This is a genomic window from Streptomyces sp. NBC_00016, assembly GCF_045040885.1.
Lineage (GTDB): Bacteria > Actinomycetota > Actinomycetes > Streptomycetales > Streptomycetaceae > Streptomyces > Streptomyces coriariae.
In genome coordinates, this window is sequence record NZ_CP108304.1 from 3,428,651 (window position 1) to 3,446,698 (window position 18,048).

General features: G+C 69.8%; 16 protein-coding genes and 1 tRNA gene. 1 reads left to right on the plus strand and 16 read right to left on the minus strand.

Annotated elements, in window-relative coordinates; genetic code table 11:
• Positions 1-85: 85 nt before the first annotated feature.
• From OG933_RS14975 to OG933_RS15010, 8 genes are all read right to left on the minus strand, one after another.
• A complete protein-coding gene (locus OG933_RS14975; protein ID WP_405627426.1) occupies positions 86-1,897 on the minus strand; it encodes a trypsin-like serine protease in 1,812 nt (603 codons plus the stop codon).
• Positions 1,898-2,079: 182 nt separating this feature from the next.
• Positions 2,080-4,116 carry a transcription termination factor Rho gene (gene rho, locus OG933_RS14980; RefSeq protein WP_362526221.1) on the minus strand — a complete coding sequence of 679 codons (2,037 nt, stop codon included), beginning with the start codon at positions 4,114-4,116 and terminating at the stop codon, positions 2,080-2,082.
• Positions 4,117-4,521: 405 nt separating this feature from the next.
• A complete protein-coding gene (gene thrB / locus OG933_RS14985) occupies positions 4,522-5,466 on the minus strand; it encodes a homoserine kinase (RefSeq protein WP_362526218.1) in 945 nt (314 codons plus the stop codon).
• Positions 5,467-5,761: 295 nt separating this feature from the next.
• Positions 5,762-6,820, minus strand: a complete 1,059-nt coding sequence (gene thrC, locus OG933_RS14990; protein ID WP_142266183.1) for a threonine synthase — start codon at positions 6,818-6,820, stop codon at positions 5,762-5,764.
• Between the two features lie 6 nt (positions 6,821-6,826).
• Positions 6,827-8,125 (minus strand): homoserine dehydrogenase, encoded by a 1,299-nt coding sequence (locus OG933_RS14995; protein WP_028807061.1) that lies wholly within the window; start codon positions 8,123-8,125, stop codon positions 6,827-6,829.
• Positions 8,126-8,438: 313 nt separating this feature from the next.
• Entirely contained in the window at positions 8,439-9,830 is a 1,392-nt protein-coding gene (gene lysA / locus OG933_RS15000) for a diaminopimelate decarboxylase (protein ID WP_171399468.1), read from the minus strand.
• 15 nt (positions 9,831-9,845) lie between these two features.
• Positions 9,846-10,910: an ArgS-related anticodon-binding protein NrtL gene (gene nrtL, locus OG933_RS15005; RefSeq protein ID WP_405627428.1), complete on the minus strand. Its 1,065-nt coding sequence runs from the start codon at positions 10,908-10,910 to the stop codon at positions 9,846-9,848.
• Between the two features lie 506 nt (positions 10,911-11,416).
• A complete protein-coding gene (locus OG933_RS15010; protein ID WP_362526343.1) occupies positions 11,417-11,959 on the minus strand; it encodes a response regulator in 543 nt (180 codons plus the stop codon).
• Positions 11,960-12,073: 114 nt separating this feature from the next.
• Between OG933_RS15010 and OG933_RS15015 the strand changes: the two genes are divergently transcribed.
• Positions 12,074-12,145: transfer RNA gene (locus OG933_RS15015), tRNA-Arg, on the plus strand.
• Between the two features lie 265 nt (positions 12,146-12,410).
• Here OG933_RS15015 and OG933_RS15020 read toward each other — a convergent pair.
• From OG933_RS15020 to OG933_RS15055, 8 genes are all read right to left on the minus strand, one after another.
• The gene (locus tag OG933_RS15020; protein WP_405627429.1) at positions 12,411-13,796 is read right to left on the minus strand and encodes a tyrosine-type recombinase/integrase; all 1,386 of its coding nucleotides are present in this window, start codon (positions 13,794-13,796) and stop codon (positions 12,411-12,413) included.
• Positions 13,793-14,005, minus strand: a complete 213-nt coding sequence (locus OG933_RS15025) for an AlpA family transcriptional regulator (RefSeq protein ID WP_020131201.1) — start codon at positions 14,003-14,005, stop codon at positions 13,793-13,795. The genes OG933_RS15020 and OG933_RS15025 overlap by 4 nt, the downstream gene beginning before the upstream one ends.
• The gene (locus tag OG933_RS15030; protein WP_405627430.1) at positions 13,995-15,365 is read right to left on the minus strand and encodes a replication initiator; all 1,371 of its coding nucleotides are present in this window, start codon (positions 15,363-15,365) and stop codon (positions 13,995-13,997) included. The genes OG933_RS15025 and OG933_RS15030 overlap by 11 nt, the downstream gene beginning before the upstream one ends.
• A complete protein-coding gene (locus tag OG933_RS15035; protein ID WP_405627431.1) occupies positions 15,362-15,622 on the minus strand; it encodes a hypothetical protein in 261 nt (86 codons plus the stop codon). The genes OG933_RS15030 and OG933_RS15035 overlap by 4 nt, the downstream gene beginning before the upstream one ends.
• A 104-nt stretch (positions 15,623-15,726) precedes the next feature.
• The gene (locus OG933_RS15040) at positions 15,727-16,017 is read right to left on the minus strand and encodes a hypothetical protein (protein WP_382030353.1); all 291 of its coding nucleotides are present in this window, start codon (positions 16,015-16,017) and stop codon (positions 15,727-15,729) included.
• A gap of 35 nt (positions 16,018-16,052) precedes the next feature.
• Positions 16,053-16,247 carry a hypothetical protein gene (locus tag OG933_RS15045; protein WP_020131205.1) on the minus strand — a complete coding sequence of 65 codons (195 nt, stop codon included), beginning with the start codon at positions 16,245-16,247 and terminating at the stop codon, positions 16,053-16,055.
• 12 nt (positions 16,248-16,259) lie between these two features.
• On the minus strand, positions 16,260-17,579 hold the full coding sequence (locus OG933_RS15050) for an FtsK/SpoIIIE domain-containing protein (RefSeq protein ID WP_405627433.1): 1,320 nt from the start codon (positions 17,577-17,579) through the stop codon (positions 16,260-16,262).
• Positions 17,579-17,929 carry a hypothetical protein gene (locus tag OG933_RS15055; protein ID WP_405627434.1) on the minus strand — a complete coding sequence of 117 codons (351 nt, stop codon included), beginning with the start codon at positions 17,927-17,929 and terminating at the stop codon, positions 17,579-17,581. The genes OG933_RS15050 and OG933_RS15055 overlap by 1 nt, the downstream gene beginning before the upstream one ends.
• Positions 17,930-18,048: the final 119 nt, after the last annotated feature.

Here is an 18,048-nt window from a genome sequence, read left to right on the forward strand (position 1 = left end):
CATGCCCGGTCCGTCACGGACCGGGCACGCCGCGTGACCCGGGTGAGCGCGGTCTACCCCCGCTCACCTGCGGGTTCGGCCGGACTCAGCCGAACAGGTCGTACTGCTTGAAAGACGTCCCGAGTGAGACCCTTGTGGCAAAGATCGCACTGGTGGCCTTTCCGGTGCCCTTGTACAGGTACAGGGTGCCTGCCGGGGTGCGAGCCAGCAGGTCGGCGAGACCGTCACCGTTGACGTCGCCGACGGCGGCGATGACGTTGTACGTGGTGTTGCTCCAGGTGGCGACCTTGATACGGGCCGCGAAGGCGCTCGTGGCGGTGCCGTTGCCCTTGTAGAGGTAGACCGCGCCGGTGGCCTTGTCGCGGGCGATCAGGTCCGTCTTGCCGTCGAAGCTGAAGTCGCCGTGACCGCGCACGACGTTGTAGGCGTTCCAGCCCGTGCCGTTCTTGACGGGCGCGGCGAAGGTGCCGTTGCCCTTGCCCGGGTAGACCCAGAGCGCGCCGGCCGAGTCCACGGCGAGCAGGTCCGGAAGGTAGTCGCCCGTGACGTCGCCGGGGGCGACGATCTGGGTGCGGGTCTTCCAGTTGTCACCGATCAGCTTGGTCGCCCAGGTCCCGCTGGAGGGCACCCAGTGCTTCCAGAAGACGTCGCCGTCCGAGGCGCGGCGCAGGATCAGGTCCTGGTAGCCGTCACGGTCCAGGTCGGTCTGGACGACGAGGTTGTAGGCGCTCATGGAGCCCCAGGAGTCGCCGCCGACCAGCGAGGTGCCCTTGGAGTACAGGTCACGCGCGACCTTGGTGGACGCGTTGCGCACCCACAGGTCGGCGAGGTGGTCACCGTCGAGGTTGGTGTCGTCGACGCGCGGGTAGGCGCTGGCGGCGTACGTGGAGATCTTGCTGAAGACGCTGTACGCGCCGCTCTCGACGCAGTCCTTCACGCCCCAGGAGACGACGCCCACGATGCGGTTCTCGCCGGCCGCGTTCTTGACGATCAGCGGGCCGCCGGAGTCGCCGTTGCAGGCGGTGGTGGTGCCCGTGTCGCTGCCGGTGGCGGGCGTGCCCGCGCACACCATGTGACCCTTGAGGTACTCGGCGCCGTAGTAGCCCGAGCAGGTGGTGTTGGACTGGATCGGCAGCTCGGCCGTCTTCAGCGTCTCGGAGATGTCCTGCGTGGCGGAGCTGGTGCGGCCCCACCCGTACAGCGTCGCCTTGGTGCCGGTGGCGTACGAGGCGCTGTCCGTGTTGGTCGTCATCCGGATCGGCGTGGCCTTGACCGGGGTCTCCAGCGTCACCACGGCGATGTCGTTGTCGAGGGTGGTGGCGCTGTACGACGGGTGGTTCCACTGGCGCGCGACGAACGTGCCGGTGCCGCCGTGCAGGCCGTCGTCGCCGGAGGACAGCAGCTGCGTGGTCCCGGTGACGACGTAGCCGTGGGTGTACCAGTCGTAGCCCTTGACGCAGTGCGCGGCGGTGAGGATCTTCGTCGGCGAGATGACCGAGCCACCGCAGAAGAAGCCGATGTCGTCGCTGGTCGTGGTGGTACCCCGGTCGTCGCCGTACCAGAGCTGGGCCATCCACGGCGCGTTGGTGATGGTCGTGGTCGTACCGCCGATGATCTTCGGGTCGACCTTGACGACACCGCTGTCGCTCGCGCTCTGGGACGCCTTGGAGGTCTCCCCCGGAGTGTCGTCACCGTTGACGGCGACGTCGATGAGCTTCTGGAGCTCCTTGGCCGGTACGGTCCGCTCGCGCGCCGGCGTCGGCGGCGTCTCGGCGGCCTCGGCCGAGGACAGGAACAGCGCTCCGGCGACGGCGGCGGCCAGCCCGGCCGCGGCGACGGGCAGCGCGATCCGTATCCGGCGTCTGTGACGACCGCCCCCTGACGTGGGTGTACCCACTCAAGTCCCCCCTCGGGATCAGTGATTGCGATGCAGTTCGAATCCGAGATTCGAATCTGAGAATTGTGTGAAGGGCGAGATCGTATCCCGCGGGTACGACACGACCGAGGGCCACCCCCCGTGCGGGGGGTGGCCCTCGGTCGGTCTTCGGCGGAACTACGTCAGCCGTCGGACGTCGGTCGTCAGTCGTTGTTGCCCGTCGACGGCGTCGTCTTCTGGATCTGCATCAGGAACTCGCCGTTCGACTTCGTCTGCTTCATCTTGTCGAGGAGCAGCTCGATCGCCTGCTGCTGGTCGAGCGCGTGCAGCACCCGGCGCAGCTTCCAGGTGACGGCGAGCTCCTCGTTGCCGAGCAGGATCTCTTCCTTACGGGTACCGGACGCGTCGACGTCCACCGCCGGGAAGATGCGCTTGTCGGCGAGCTTCCGGTCGAGCTTGAGCTCCATGTTGCCGGTGCCCTTGAACTCCTCGAAGATCACCTCGTCCATGCGGGACCCGGTGTCCACCAGCGCGGTGGCGAGGATGGTCAGCGAGCCGCCGTCCTCGATGTTGCGGGCCGCACCGAAGAAGCGCTTCGGCGGGTACAGGGCGGTCGAGTCGACACCACCGGACAGGATGCGGCCGGAGGCCGGGGCGGCGAGGTTGTACGCACGGCCCAGACGCGTGATCGAGTCGAGCAGCACGACCACGTCGTGGCCCAGCTCCACCAGACGCTTGGCGCGCTCGATGGCGAGCTCGGCGACCGTGGTGTGGTCCTCGGCCGGGCGGTCGAAGGTCGAGGAGATGACCTCGCCCTTCACCGACCGCTGCATGTCGGTGACCTCTTCCGGACGCTCGTCCACCAGGACGACCATCAGGTGGCACTCGGGGTTGTTGTGCGTGATCGCGTTGGCGATCGCCTGCATGATCATGGTCTTGCCGGTCTTCGGCGGGGCCACGATCAGACCGCGCTGGCCCTTACCGATCGGCGACACGAGGTCGATGATGCGGGTCGTCAGCACGCCCGGGTCCGTCTCCAGACGGAGGCGGTCCTGCGGGTAGAGCGGGGTCAGCTTGTTGAACTCCGGTCGCCCGCGCCCGGAATCGGGCGCCATGCCGTTGGTGGAGTCCAGCCGGACCAGCGCGTTGAACTTCTCGCGGCGCTCGCCGTCCTTGGGCTGACGGACCGCGCCGGTGACGTGGTCGCCCTTGCGCAGACCGTTCTTGCGGACCTGGGCGAGCGAGACGTACACGTCGTTGGGACCCGGCAGGTAGCCCGACGTACGGATGAACGCGTAGTTGTCGAGGATGTCCAGGATGCCCGCGACGGGAATCAGGACGTCGTCGTCGGCGACCTGCGGCTCGGCGGCGCCGATCTCGTCACGCCCACGACGGCCACGGCGGTCGCGGTAACGGCCGCGACGGCCGCGCCGGCCATCGCCGAACTCGTCGTCGTCCTGGGGGCCGTTGTCGCGCTGCTGGCGGTCCTGACGGCCACCGCTCTGCTGCTGACCCTGCTGCTGGCCGCCCCGCTGCTGCTGGCCGCCACCCTGCTGGTCGTCGCCCTTGCGACGGTCGCCGCGGTCGCCGCGGTCGCCACGCTCACCGCGGTCGCGGCCGCGCTCACGGCGGTCGCGGCGGCGGCCCTCGCCACCGTCGGCGTCGCCCTGCGGCTGCGCCGGGGACTCGCTCTGCGCCGGGGCGGACGCCTCGGCCTTCGGGGCGGCCTTCGCCTCGGCGACGACCGTCTCCGGGCTGCCCGCGTCGGCGGTGGCGCGGCGGCGACGGCGCTCGGTGGGCGCGTCGTTGCTGGCCGGCTGACCGGGGATCTCGATCTGCTGCTGGGCCACGGCCTTCTCGGCGGGGGCCTCGGCCTTGGCGGTGTCCGCCTTCTTCTCGGCGGCCTCGTCGCCGGTGCGCGCCTTGGAGGTGGCGCGGCGCTTGGGCTTGGTCTCGGCGGCGTCCCCTGCGGAGGTCGTCGCGGCCTTGGGAGCGGCTGCTCCGCCTCCCGCCTGCGCCTCCTTGATGACCTCGATCAGCTGGCTCTTGCGCATGCGCGCCGTGCCCCTGATACCGAGGCCGGATGCGACCTGCTGAAGCTCGGCCAGCACCATGCCCTCGAGGCCGGTACCGCGGCGCCGCCGGGAGCCGGCACCGGTGGCAGGCGCGGAGGCGTCCGTGGCGGGCGCGGCAGCGGTCTCCTCGACACGTGCGCCCATCAGATCGGTGGTGTCGCTCACGAAGGGTCCTTCCCTGGAGCGGACGTCGGCCTGTCTGGCTCGGCGACCGGTTGTGCTGTCCGACTTCGGTCCTTGCTGTGGCGAAGCCGGGGCGATGGTCCGCCAAAGCGGCGGAAGAGAATTTGCTGGTGATGGCGCTACCGCGACGAGCCATGACACTCAGTGTCACGCGGCGTGGTCGCACCAATTCCGGAGCGTGCCCTGTGGACCACTCAGCGTCGCTGTACTGCGTACTGCCCAGGTACGACGTACGGAACGCAGTGCGGCTTGGGGAGCTCCCGGAAGAATGTCTGTCCCGAAGGGGGACACGAAGCACCTCGCCATGGTGGGGTCGGGTGCAGACTTGAGGTTAACACTACCGGATCCAACAAACATTCCCCCTCTCGAAATCCGGCAACCGTGCGCCTAAATGTCGCCGGAGTGGCTGTCACCAGCGGGTGCGAGCGGCAGTACGCACGCGCCCTTCAGGTCCAGGGCCAGGCGGTTCGCGGCCCAGTCCGCGCCGGCCGAGGCCTCGATCTTGTCGGCCGTGCCCGCGTCGGCCAGCGCCATCACGGTGGGTCCGGCGCCGGAGATGACGGCGGGAATCCCGTCGGCACGCAGCCTTTCCACCAGTGCCGCGCTCTCGGGCATCGCCGGTGAGCGGTACTCCTGGTGCAGACGGTCCTCGGTGGCGGGCAGCAGCAGTTCGGGGCGCCGGGTGAGGGCCTCGACGAGCAGTGCGGCCCGGCCCGCGTTGGCGGCGGCGTCGACGTGCGGGACGGAGCGCGGGAGCAGACCGCGCGCGGTCTCGGTGAGAACCGGCTTCCCGGGCACGAAAACCACCGGAACGATGGAATCGGCGGGCTCCATCCTGATCGCCCGCGCGGCGCCCGCCTCCATCCAGGACAGGCTGAACCCGCCCAGCAGACAGGCCGCCACGTTGTCCGGGTGACCCTCGATCTCGGTCGCGAGCTCGAGCAGGGCCGCGTCGTCGAGCTTGCTCTCGCCGCCTATGGTCACCGCGCGCGCGGCGACGATTCCGGCGCAGATCGCGGCGGAGGAGGAGCCGAGTCCGCGGCCGTGCGGGATGCGGTTGGCGCAGACGATCTCCAGGCCGCGCGGCTGGCCGCCCAGGACGTCGAAGGCGGTGCGCAGGGAACGGACGAGCAGGTGCTTCTCGTCGCGCGGCAGCGTCTCGCTGCCCTCCCCCGCGATGTCGATGTGCAGCCCGGAGTCGGCCACCCGGACGACGACGTCGTCATAGAGCCCCAGCGCGAGGCCGAAGGCGTCGAAACCCGGGCCGAGGTTGGCACTGGTGGCGGGAACGCGCACCCGGACGGGGGCGGCACGGAAGGCGGGACCGGCCATCTCGCGATGACTCTCCTTGAGCTGCGGGACTGTCGAATGACATTCGATATGTACGGGAGACCTGTACGGAGAACCCTGGAGTCCGCGGAGACGACGCGGCAACGACACGGCGACAACGCGGCACTGCGGCATATGCGGCGGGCGGATTCAGTACAGCCTATCGAAGGAAGGTTCTGTGGCGACATAGGGCGCACGGGCGGCGCACGATGCGTGTCGTAAGCCCCCTGTGCACCCCTGCGCGGGAAAGCCCCCTGCGCGTCGCCCGCGAGTGACTCACGGGCGACGCACGGTCCGCCTACGCGAGGCCGAGGCGCTCGGCCGCCGTCACCGCGTCGACCGGGACGGTGACCGGCTGCGGGGCGCCGGCGACGGCCCAGTCGGGGTCCTTCAGGCCGTTGCCGGTGACGGTGCACACGATCTTCTGCCCCGGGTCGACCTTGCCCTGCTCGGCGGCCTTCAGCAGACCGGCCACGGACGCGGCGGACGCGGGCTCCACGAAGACACCCTCCTGCGCGGCCAACAGCCGGTAGGCGCGCAGGATCTCACGGTCCGTCACCTCGTCGATGAAGCCGCCGGACTCCTCCTGCGCGGCCAGCGCGAACTTCCAGGAGGCCGGGTTGCCGATGCGGATCGCGGTGGCGATGGTCGACGGGTCCTTGACGACCTCGCCGCGCACGATCGGGGCACTGCCCGACGCCTGGAATCCCCACATGCGGGGGGTCCGTACGGCGATCTTGTCGGCGGCGTACTCCTGGTACCCCTTCCAGTACGCGGTGATGTTGCCCGCGTTGCCGACCGGCAGGACGTGGATGTCGGGGGCGTCGCCGAGCATGTCCACGATCTCGAACGCGGCCGTCTTCTGGCCCTCGATACGCACCGGGTTCACCGAATTGACCAGCGCCACCGGGTAGTTGTCGCTCAGCGCACGGGCGAGCGTGAGGCAGTCGTCGAAGTTGCCGTCGACCTGGAGGATCTTCGCGCCGTGGACCAGGGCCTGGCCCATCTTGCCGATCGCGATCTTGCCCTGCGGGACGAGGACGGCACAGACCATGCCGGCCCGCACCGCGTACGCGGCGGCCGACGCGGAGGTGTTGCCGGTGGAGGCGCAGATGACGGCCTGCGCGCCCTCCTCCTTGGCCCGCGTGATGGCCATGGTCATGCCGCGGTCCTTGAAGGACCCGGTGGGGTTGGCACCCTCCACCTTGAGGTGGACCTCGCAGCCCGTGCGCTCGGAGAGCACCTGCGCGGGCACGAGGGGCGTGCCGCCCTCACGGAGCGTCACGACGGGCGTGCTGTCGGAAACCGGCAGCCGGTCCCGGTACTCCTCGATGATTCCGCGCCACTGGTGGGTCATTGCTGGTTACTCTCCTTCAACCCGCATGATGCTGGCGACACCCCGCACGGTGTCGAGCTTGCGCAGCGCCTCGACGGTCCCGGTGAGGGAGGCGTCGGACGCGCGGTGGGTGACGACGACGAGAGAGGCCTCGCCGTCGCTGTCCTGTCGTCCCTGCTGGCGCACCGTATCGATGGACACCCCGTGCTCGGCGAACACGGTCGCCACCTGGGCGAGAACACCCGGTTTGTCGGCGACGTCCAGGCTGATGTGGTAGCGCGTGACGACGTCGCCCATCGGCGACACCGGCAGGGCGGCATACGCCGACTCGCCGGGCCCCGTTGCCCCGCTGAGCCGGTTGCGGCAGACGGCGACGAGGTCGCCGAGCACGGCGGAGGCGGTGGGAGCACCGCCGGCGCCGGGACCGTAGAACATGAGCTGCCCGGCCGCGTCCGACTCCACGAACACGGCGTTGTAGGCGCCGCGCACGGAGGCCAGCGGGTGGCTCAGCGGAATCATCGCGGGGTGCACGCGCGCGGTGACCGACCCGCCGTCCGCGGCCCGCTCACAGATGGCGAGCAGCTTGATGGTGCAGCCCATCTCCCTGGCGGAGGCGAAGTCGGACGCGGTCACCTCGGTCATGCCCTCGCGGTAGACGTCGTCGAGGCGCACGCGCGTGTGGAAGGCGATCCCGGCGAGGATGGCCGCCTTGGCGGCGGCGTCGAACGCCTCGACATCGGCCGTGGGGTCGGCCTCGGCGTATCCCAGGGCGGTGGCCTCGTCGAGGGCCTCCTGATACCCGGCGCCGGTGGAGTCCATCTTGTCGAGGATGAAGTTGGTGGTGCCGTTGACGATCCCGAGCACCCGGTTGACCTTGTCACCGGCGAGGGACTCGCGCAGCGGCCGGATCAGCGGGATGGCACCGGCGACGGAGGCCTCGTAGTAGAGGTCCTCGCCGTGCTCCTCGGCGGCCGCGTGCAGCGCGGCACCGTCCTGCGCGAGGAGCGCCTTGTTAGCGGAGACGACGGAGGCGCCGTACTCGAAAGCGGTGGTGATGAGCGTACGAGCGGGCTCGATGCCCCCGATGACCTCGACGACGACGTCGATGTCGCCGCGCTTGACGAGGGCGGTGGCGTCGGTGGTGACGAGGGCGGGGTCGATGCCCTCGCGGACCCGGGAGGGCCGCCGAACGGCCACGCCGGCGAGCTCCACCGGGGCCCCGATCCGCGCGGCGAGGTCGTCGGCGTGCGTCGTCATGATGCGCGCCACCTCTGAGCCGACCACTCCACAGCCCAGCAGCGCCACCTTCAGCGGACGCGTACGCATCATCCGACCTCGTTTCCTCATACCGTCTACCGTTGTTTCCGGTTGCCCCAGTCTCACTCACCGGACCGGAGTTTCTATCCCTGGTCCGGATCGTGAGACATCTATTTCATTTTCACAGGGGCGGCAGACAGGAGATCTTCCGCCCTTTTCCTCGGCGTATGCCGGCCGTTTCCGGCAGTCGTTTCCGCAAGCGGTCGTAACCGCCGCCCGGCCGTGCGTTCCGTCCCCTGTTCCCAGCCGTTCCCGGCTGCTCCCAGCCGTTCCCGGCTGCTCCCAGCCGTTCCCGGCTGTTTCCGGCAGTTTCCGGCCGCTCTCAGCCGACGTCGAGTCGCAGCAGGTCCTCCTCGGTCTCCCGCCGCACGATGACACGCGACTCCCCCTCGCGCACGGCGACCACGGGCGGCCGCAGCACATGGTTGTAGTTGCTGGCCATGGACCGGCAGTACGCGCCCGTGGCGGGTACGGCGATCAGGTCACCCGGTGCCAGGTCGGAGGGCAGGAACGCGTCCTTCACGACGATGTCGCCGCTCTCGCAGTGCTTGCCGACGACGCGCGCGAGCATCGGCTCGGCATCGGAGGTCCGGGAGACCAGCGCGACGCTGTACTCCGCGTCGTACAGCGCGGTACGGATGTTGTCCGACATGCCGCCGTCGACGGAGACGTACGTACGCAGCCCGTCGAGGGGCTTGATGGTGCCGACCTCGTAGAGGGTGAAGGCGGTCGGGCCGACGATGGCGCGCCCCGGCTCGACGGAGATACGAGGAGTGCGCAGGCGCGCGCCCTCACACTCACGGGTGACGATCTCGGTGAGCGCCTTGGCGATCTCGTGGGGCTCGCGGGGATCGTCGTCGCTGGTGTACGCGATCCCGAGCCCACCGCCGAGGTCGATCTCCGGCAGCTCGACGCCGTGCTCGTCACGGATGTCCTTGAGCAGTCCGACGACCCGGTGGGCGGCGACCTCGAAGCCGGACATGTCGAAGATCTGCGACCCGATGTGGGAGTGCAGTCCGATGAGTTCGAGCCCGTCGAGCTGAAGGGCGCGCCGGACGGCTTCCGCCGCCTGTCCGCCCGCGAGCGGAATCCCGAACTTCTGGTCCTCGTGCGCGGTGGCGATGAACTCGTGCGTATGGGCCTCGACGCCGACGGTGATACGAATCTGCACCCGCTGCCGCTTACCCAGGGACTGCGCGACATGGGCGACGCGCACGATCTCCTGGAAGGAGTCGAGAACGATACGGCCGACCCCGGCGTCGATGGCCCGGTGAATTTCGTCGACGGACTTGTTGTTGCCGTGGAACGCGATGCGATCGGCGGGCATGCCGGCGGAGAGGGCGGTGGCGAGCTCGCCGCCCGAACAGACGTCGAGGTTGAGCCCTTCCTCGTGCAGCCACCGCACGACGGCCCGGGACAGGAACGCCTTGCCGGCGTAGAAGACGTCGGCGTCGGCCCCGAAGGCGGTACGCCAGGCACGGGCCCGCTCGCGGAAGTCGGCCTCGTCGAGGATGTAGGCGGGGGTGCCGTGCTCCTCGGCGAGTGCGGCGACGTCGACACCGCCCACGGTCAGCACACCGTCGGTGTTACGGGTGACGGTGTGCGCCCAGACCTTCGGGTGGAGGGCGTTGAGATCGGCGGGCGGGGCCGAGTAGTGGCCCTCCGGAAAGACGTCGGCGTGACGGGGCCCGGCGGGGTGGGCGGAACGGCTCATCTTTGGCGTGCTCTTTCAGAGATGGTCGGGTGCGTCGATGCCGAGCAGGGACAGGCCGCCGGCCAGCACCGTCCCGGCGGCTTCGGCAAGCGCGAGCCGGGCACGGTGGGCGGCCGAGGGTTTCTCCTCACCACGGGGCAGGACGGTGGGGAGAAAAGGGGTGACGGCGTCGGCGACGGCGAGGAGATGCCGGGCGAGACGGTCGGGAGCGTGCTGTGTCGCCGTCGCGGCCAGGATGCGGGGATGGTCGGCGAGGGCGATCTCGAGTGCGCGTACGTCCTGGACGACTCCGGGGTGGGCGTCGAAACCCAGGTCGGCGGCGTTACGGCTGAGCGCCCGGGTGCGGGCATGGGCGTAACGGACCCGGAAGAGCGGGTTGCCCTCCCGCTGGGACAGATACTCGGACGTGATGCGGGGCCGGTCATGAGCGGCGGGGTGGAGCAGAGCCCAACGACCGGCATCGCGACCGAGCGACACGGGATCGGCCGGGGCGGCGGGGACGGGACGCACGTTGACCTCGAGCGGAGCCGGCGCGTCGGGCGTGCCGTACGCGTCGACCTCGACCCCGAGCACCTCGGTCCACTCCCGCTCGGGACGCGCCACACAGCTGGTACGGACGAGGGCGCCCTGCGAACGCAGCACACGGGCCACGACGTCCATGACGACGACGGCACGGACCTCATGAGGGGCATGCAGCTGCACGACCTGCCCGGTGGGCCGATCGACGTACCCGTACCCAACCCCGCTCCGGCTCCGGCTCCGCAGGATCTCGCTGACGAGCGCGACCGACCCCTGCGCCGCCTGCAGGCTGATATTGAGAAACCCGGGCCCGGTGACGACGACGTCACTGACCCCGGCGGCACCGAGAAGATACGGCCGGAGCACCTCGGCGACCCGCTGCGGCGGCTGCCCGGCCGGCCGCGCGAGCTGGAGGGCGATGTTGGTCGCGTAGTCCCCACAGCCACCGGGCCCCGGAACGGTGACCACGGCCTGCGGGGGCACGACCACACTCAGCTCCCCGTCATCGACAGCACGACGCACCGCGCACAGCACGGTACGTGAGAGCTCGACGGGGGTCACGGGACAAGCGTAGGGGAGGAGGGGGGTGGGTAGGCGACCCGGTTTACCAGAGGTCCGGGATATGGACGGGGAGGGGTGGGGGCGCGGGCACTGGCTGCGGAGGGACGAGGTGCTGGGCGTGGAGGGGGCGGGGCCTCGGGCTCGGAGGGGGCGGGGTGCTGGGCTCGGAGGGGGCGGGGTGCTGCTGGGCTCGGAGGGGGCGGAAGGAGCGGGGTGCCGGCTGTGGGGCCCGTGCGGACCGCTATGGGCAATGGTTCGGGCGAGCTGGGCGAATGGGGCGAGCTGAGTGAACGGGTTCGAGCCTTCGGGCCTTCGGGCCTTCGGGCCTTCGAGGCTTCGGGCCTTCGGACGGCAGAGCCCACTGGGGCCGTACAGACCGGGAGGACGGACAGACCGGGAACGGACACCGGGACTGATCTACCAACGCGCTGATGCACCGAAGCACGGAAGCACGGAAGGCACCGAAGCGCTGATGCCTGCCAGGCTGCCTGGCCGACAGAACGGCTCTACTCGGCCCCTGAGCCCGCAGTGCCCGGCCCCGACCCAACGCCCTTCCCCGCGCCTACGCCTTCCTCTGCCACACGCACGGTCCCGATCCCCCGCTCCAGACCCGGGCTTTCCCTACGCTCCATCAACTCCCGTACGACGGAAACGAGTTCGGCAGGATCGAAGGGCTTGGCGAGGAACGCGTCGACGCCGACCTCGAGACCTGCTTCGACCTCGTACTGCGTACAGGCACTGATGACGACAAGAGGGAGATCACGCGTCCGCGGATCGGCACGCAACCGAGCGGCGGTACGCAACCCGTCCAACCGGGGCATGACGACATCGAGCGTCACAAGATCCGGCTGCACCTGATGAACGACATCCAGACACTCGACACCATCGCCCGCGGTCACGACCTCGATGCCCTCCAGCTCGAGATTGACCCTGATCAGCTGCCGGATGACCTTGTTGTCGTCCACAACAAGCACCCGGCCCGACGCGCCTGGCACAACTCGAGAGTAGGTCCGGACCGGCCACCGCGTCCGGGTTTTCCCCACTTCCACCCCGTGCGGGCGACCCACACCCCGCCCCGGACCCGCAGAAACCCGTTCATGAACACCCCGAGCGAGCTGGTAGTGTTCTACCCGTCGCCGCGAGCAACACCTCACGACCGACACGCCCCCGTAGCTCAGGGGATAGAGCAACGGCCTCCGGAGCCGTGTGCGCAGGTTCGAATCCTGCCGGGGGCACCTTGAAGAAGGTGCCTAAAGACCCCGCCATCAGCTAGAACGCTGAGGACGGGGTCTTCGCGTATGTGCAGGCAGGCGCCGCCGGAAGCAGCCGTTTGCCAGTGATCACGTAATGACGACGTAATGATCTTGGCGGGCTTTCCCGCAGGTCAGCAGCTGTTCCCCGGGGCCCAGAGCGTAGCCGTGTGGACTATCCGTGGACTGGCGAACGGGAGCCCCGAACCTCTGCGGTCTGGGGCTCCCGTTCATCGGTCATGTCGTTGTGTCAGTCCGGGCCGTCCTCCTCCCCCAGCCCCTGCATGATCCGGTCGTTCATCTCTTGCTCCTGGCCGTCGATGCACTTGGCGTAGATCTTCAGGAGGACGTCCACCGAGTGGCCGGCGCGAGCAGCGACCTCAGGGGCCGGCACACCGGAGTTGAGCCACTGGGAGACTCCCGCGTGCCGGAGGTCGTACGGCCGGAAGGCCAGGACCGACGACACCTGATGCGGCACGAGCGCCAGTTCCCGAGCCTGCTTCCATGCCCGCGAGTACGACGAGGCAGCGATCACGTTGCCCCGCTCGCTGGAGAACAGCCGGCCGTCCTCCGCCGTGCCGAACTCCTTCAGATGCTCGCGGAGCAGCCGAACCAGCGGAGGCGGAATCGGCACGATGCGCACCTCTCCTTCGGCTCGCTGCTTCAGACCACGCCGGTCGTGGGCCTCACCGGAGTCGGTCCACGCCTTCCCCGCTGTGGGACGCGTCTCCGCCAACTCGATGCGTCCCCAGCCCTTCGCAGGAAGCGTGCAGTCGGAGCGGCGGAGGCCGAGTGCCTCGCCCGGCCGCATGGCCGCGTAGTACAGGCATCCGAAGAAGGCCCGCAGGCGCCGACCGCTTGCCCGCTCATAACCGCCCACGTAGGTGAGCGCGGTGAGCAGTTCCCGGGCCTGCCGCGGGTTGACCACCACGCGGCGGTCGACTTCCTGCACCGCCCGCTTGCCCCGCTTGCGCTGGACGCGGCTCAGCGGGTTGGAGGTGAGATGCTCCAGCTCCACCGCGTACTCAAGTGCGTTGAAAACAACGGCTCGCCGACGCCGGTAGGTCTGAGTGGCCGCGGGCTTGCCGTCCAGCCTCCGGCTCAGCCCTTCGATCAGCTCATGCACACGGGTGATCTCTTGCAGCTCCCCCACCGGTAGCGATGCCTTTTCGATCCACTTCACGGCAGAGGTGATCTCCTCCGGTCGCTCCCGCTCCCTTCGTGGCACGGGCAGGACGTACGAGCGCAGCGCCCGCCGCAGCACTTCCGGAGTGGGCCGCCCCCGTCCCGGCTTGACCAGGACGGGAACGACTGTCGCCAGTGCGTCGGTCATGCTGTCCCGCTGCTTCGCGGACGCCTCCGCCCACCGCGCATCCACGTACTTGAGCGCCAGGTCGAGGAACGACAGCGCCGCCCTTCCGCCGCGCAGCGAGTCCGGCAGACCGGTCACAGTGTCGAACGGTTCACCCTTGTCCGCGGCACGGAGGAGCTTGGCGCGGAAGCGGTCCGCCAGCGCCTTCGTCTTGTGCGACTCGTGGAACGGCTCACCGTCCACGGACCAGCGGACGAGGTACGTCGGCTTCTTCGCGGAGCGGTTGATGCTGAGCTTCCAGATGACGACCTTGTACGACTTCACGACGCCGCCCCCTCCGCCCGTTCCTCCAACCAGTCGTTGAGCACGTCACGCCGGACCCGCAGCTCGCCGTTCGGCAGCCGGATGCAGGCCGGGGCGAGGCGCAGTTCGCGCCAGCGGTAGAAGGTGCGTCGGGAGATGCCGCCCAGTTCGTCGAGCACCTGGCGCACGGTGAGCAGCTCGGCCGCCTTCGTACGGGTGTCACGCGCCATGGGAAGCGCCGCCCTCCCGCACCGAGGCAGCCAGGAGAGCGGCTTCCGGTGAGTAGCCGAGCCCCGCGTAGCTCCACCGGCCGACCGTGATTGTCGGATGGCCGGCCAGGCCGAAGGAGGCTCGTTGCTGCTCCGCCCGGTGGTCGGTGCGGGCCTGCCGGAGGGCGGTCAGCGTGGTCGAGTAGCGCCGGGACTTGGAGGAGAAGTGGCCGCCGTACCCGAGCATGTGCGCCCAGTGGCGCAGGCCGAGCGGAGCGAACTCCGGTAAGCCCCCGAGCCACCAACACGTGGCGATCATGCGGAGCACGTGTGCCCGTACCGGCAGCATGACCATGTCCCGCGCTTGATGGATCCGGCCGTCCACCGCGCCAGCGGACTCCGCTCCTTTGGTGGCGTACTTGGCGATGTAGCCCGCCACGGTGGCCGGAGATGTAGGCCGCTCCCCCGCATCCTGCCGATACGAGATGACCGGACGTACGTCGACCTGGGCGCCGAAGCGCAGCACCCGCGGACCGATGACGCCTGCGCCGGGGGCGTTCAGCCCCACCCGTCCGACCACGGCCCGCACGGAGTCGACCAGGAGCGGGACGGTCGCCCAGTAGGGCGGATGCGAGTCGGATCCGTCCGGACCGTCGAGGCGGATCACGGCATGGAAGTGGACCAGGCCCCGCCGCTGGTACTCGGCGACTTTCGCGTACGACAGTCGGGCGACGTCCCCGAACTCGGTACGGGGCAGACCGGCCCGCCGTGCGACCTCCCGCCGAAGCTCCAGCCCGAACCGATGCCAGAGCCGACCGGCGAACGCGTGCCAGAGGACGGCCCCCGCGTAGTCGTAGCAGCGCGGGCAGAGCGGTTCGCCGAGACGAGGATCGTCCGCCAAGTGCCGGTCACGGCATCCGACCGGAGTCCCGTGCGGGCAGTGGTCGCCTGCCCGACGAGGCCGGCAGGGCGGCACCCGTCCGTCACGCTCGCGGCGGGTGTGCACCGGGCCGAACCCGGGGGCGGTGAGCGTGGCGAACACCCGCGGGTGACCGCTCACCGTCTCCGGGACGTTCTTGCCTCCGACGAGACCGGCACGGACGAGTTGGTATGTGTCCGCCCGGTACAGCGCCGAGCAGGCCGGGCAGACCGTCGCGCGCCGGTTGCCGCACGCGGTGAGCAGGCGACCGCCGTAGACGTCCGAGCCGTAGGAGAGCAGGGCGGCGCCGGTCGTCGTGTCGTACACGGTGGCCGCGCCGACCAGGTGGATCGGGTTGGTGCAGCCGCCGAGGCGGACGATGTTCCGGCGCCAGGCCGCGAACTCCGGCTCCGACGCCCTGTCGACGAGAGCGGCGACGCTCTGCGGAATGGTGGTTGTCATCGGCGACCACCCCCGTCGCCGAACGCCTCCCCCATCACGGCCGAGATCCCCTCCGGCCGAGTCTTGGCGCTGAAGCGGAGCGTCGGGTCCGTGAGCCAGACGGCGGCCGCGTGCGCGGGACACAGCCACTGCTCGGTTCCGTCGAGCTCGACGAAGACGATCTGTTCCCGTCCGGCGCAGGTCGAGACCTGAGCGTCGCGCTGCCTGAGGTCGCAGTCGAGGGACGGGGATTTGCGCGAATGATGCGCGGTGGACAAAGTGTGAGTGCTCCTTTCACTGCTCATGTGGCGGATGGAGTGGGTTCCTGACGGGGTCGGGTTTGGCGACTTCGCGCCCCGTCGGGAGCCCTTCGTACGGGCGATCACTGCCGTTCCTCGGGAGGAATCCCGATGGCGCTGTACGAGATCGGTCCGAAGTCGCGGCGTGCGTCGAAGTAGCCCCGGCCGATGTCCTCCGTCGGCACGCCGAGCGGAGCGGCGACGGAGTCCACGCCGTCGCGGCGAGCGGCAGAGTCCGAGGCGTCGACCAGGACGGTGACGGACGCGTGACGCGGTACGACGACGGCCGGGTTGGCGGTCAGGAAGTCGACCAGCTCCCGCAGACCGGCCAGGAAGGCGGCGCGGTCACCGGAGCGGATGACGTAGTCGGACACAGGAAGTCCCCTTGTCGGGTCAGTGGTGAGGTGCTTCAGAAGCGGAGTTGGCCGAGGAAGCCGTTCACGCCGTCGAGGAGGGCCTGAACGAACGGCGCGGCCACGGTCCGGGCGAGCAGGAAGCCGAAGGTTCCGCAGAGCAGCGTGTCGGCCCACCTGAGGTACCGGATGCGCAGGAGGAACCAGATCAGCAGGCCGAGCAGCAGCACGGCCGACATGGACACCAGCACGGCAGTCCCCTCTCACAGCGCTTCGACGTGGAGTTCGGACAGGACGGGAGTCAGGTGCGCGTACTCCGCGGCGACGGCTTCCGCCTCCGCTTCGGTGATCAGGTGGGACCGGGCGCGTTCCCAGCCGTCGCCGGAGGCGAGGACGGCCGTGCCGGCCTGTTCCGGGGTGATGGCCTGCGCCGCCTTCAGCGCGTCGGGGTTGAGGTCGCCGAGCGCCATCTCTGCCGTACCGGGGTCGGCCACGCGATGACACACCCGGCCGCCCAGCTGCGCCCGCAGAGCCGTGACACCGGGTCCGAGGTCGGAGCCGACACGCTGGCCGGCCACGACGAGGAACACCCCCAGCGCCGCCCCGAGTTGTGCGAGCCGGATCAGCGCCGTACCGGCCGCATGCGCTTCGTCCTTCTCGCTCCGGCTCGCCACGAGGAAGAGTTCCGCGATCTCGTCGACGATCACGACGACGGGGACCGGCCGTTCCTTGTCGGGCAGGCCCCAGATGTTCCGGACGCGGGCCGCCCGGCAGAGGGTCATCCGGTCGAGGGTCAGGTCGACGAGAGCAGCGAGCAGCTGGACGGCTTGCTCTCGGTTCGTCGCGAGGGCGGACAACCGCGGCTCGTAGAGGGACAGTTCCATGCCGCCCTTGCAGTCGATCCCGACCAGGGCGACGGGCTGCGGGGCGAGGCCCGCCACGAGTGCGTTGATCAGGGTCGACTTGCCGGAGCGGGTGGCCCCGACGATCAGCCAGTGAGGGACACGCCGCAGGTCGACCACCCACACGGCTCCGGTCTCGAGGGCGCCCACAGTCACGCGGAGCAGATGGCCGGGCCCTCGCTGCTTCGGCACCTGGGGATCGGCCAGCGGGTCGGCTGCCGAGGCGACGATCCGCACGACCCCCGGCTTCCAGGAGGTCACCCGCACCGCGTGCACCTGCCAGTTCTCCGCCATGGCAGGCGCAGCCTTGACGAAGTGCTCCGGCACCTGGCCCGGCAACAACCGCACGAGCACTACGAAGCCGCCGGAGGTTGGACGTATGAGTCCCCGCCGGGGCACACGCGGCTGCGGCGGAGGTGCCCCTTTACCGACGAGCCCGGACACCACAGTCAGCGCTGGCCGACGACTCACAGCAAGCCCGCACCCAGCCATCAGAGGCCGCCAGGTCTGCACGACACGGAAGGCCACGGCCGGGAAGCCGCATAAGAGCCACCAGGCAGCGGGATAGCGGCGGCGCAGGGCCGGGCCTGCCAGAAGCAGACCCGATACCAGCGCTGCGACCACCACCAGAACCCAGCTCGGCCAGGTCGCACCGGCCGAAGTTGCGGAGGCCAGCCTCATCACTGACTGGCCCCCTTACCCGCCGGGTTGGCGGGAGCGCTCAAGGGCCGGATCTCCGCCGCACGGAACGCGATCCCGTGCCGCCCCTCGTTCTCCCACGGCGTGGCGACCAGGTCCCGCACGGCCACCGGCATCCCGAGCTGCACGCCAGCCGGCTCACCGGCCACGCTCACGTTCACGACGTCGGCCGATGACCCCGCCATCAGGCAGAGGCCGACTTGGTACACGGTCTTACCCGTGTCGCGGTCAACACGGAGCTGACCGGTCTCACGGTTGGCGACCCGCGGAGCCGGGGGAACGGCGCAGATGATCCCCGTGAACTTCGCGGTATCGATCGGAAGGCTTGCCACTGTTCGGATCTCCTCATCTCAGGCACCCGAAGGCTGTTCCTCCGGACTGCTATACCACCCGTAGTACGGGTGACGAAGACAAGATTGGCCACCCGTAGTACGGGTTGTCAACCGCCTTC